At 43.0% G+C, this 1,052-nt stretch carries 1 protein-coding gene; it reads left to right on the top strand.

The genetic code is table 11. The features are described 5' to 3' along the window. Nucleotides 1–966 (top strand): methylase (locus NC238_06695; GenBank protein MCM1565626.1); only part of this gene is annotated, 966 nt, incomplete at its 5' end. Nucleotides 967–1,052: the final 86 nt, after the last annotated feature.

Below are 1,052 nucleotides of genomic sequence, written 5' to 3'. Positions count from 1 at the left end.
GTAATTGTGGGTTTTAGTTGGAACGAACATAACGATAAGAGAATTTTCCTAAGTGATGGTTCTGAAAAAAAGGTAAAAAGGATAAACCCATATTTGCTTGATGCACCTGATGTATTTGTCGCAAGCAGAAGTAAACCATTATCCAACGTGTCGATAATGACCAAAGGAAGTCAACCAACCGACAATGGCAATTTCTTTTTCACTGAAGGCCAAAAACAAGAATTTGTTAAGACTTATCCTGAAGCATTCGATCTAATTCGGCCATTTTTGGGTTCAAAGGAATATATCCAGAATATTCCTCGTTATTGTCTCTGGCTCAAAGCAATTTCTCCTATCAGATATTCAAAGATACCTACTATTATGAATAGAATTGCTAGTATTCGTGAGTTTAGATTGTCAAGTACTAAGGCTGCGACTCGTGAAGATGCTAAGACACCCATGTTGTTTCAGGAGATTCGGCAGCCGGACACTGAATACATCTTAGTTCCCAGAGTATCATCAGAAAACCGTAGATATGTCCCGATGGGTTTCATCCAACCTGATGTAATTTGTGGAGATCAAAACTTGATGATTCCAGATGCTTCATTGTTTGAGTTTGGTGTAATTACATCATCTACTCACATGGCATGGATGCGAACGGTTGCTGGTCGATTGGAGATGCGATACCGTTACTCCGCTCAGATCGTCTACAACAACTTTCCCTGGCCAAATCCAACTGCTACCCAAAAAGAGAAAATCGAACAAACTGCCCAGGCAATACTGGATGCGCGCGAACTCTACCCGGAAGCCAGCCTGGCAGACTTATACGACGAACTCACCATGCCCCCCGAACTTCGCAAAGCCCACACCGCCAACGACAAAGCCGTCTGGGAAGCTTACGGCAAACCCTGGCCCCTCGGCGACGAACCCGCCTGTGTTGCTTACTTGATGAGGCTTTACAAAAAGCTTGGCGAAACAGTTGAGTGAACAAGTCAACTTTCGCATTCAATGGAAGTGTTTATAGGCATTATTCACCTGGAGGTTCATAAATATGTCCACAAAGAAGGATTTTT

This window comes from Dehalobacter sp., from assembly GCA_023667845.1.
Classification (GTDB): domain Bacteria; phylum Bacillota; class Desulfitobacteriia; order Desulfitobacteriales; family Syntrophobotulaceae; genus Dehalobacter.
The sequence above is the reverse complement of the archived record's forward strand: the minus strand, read 5'-3'. Positions and strand labels throughout refer to the sequence as shown.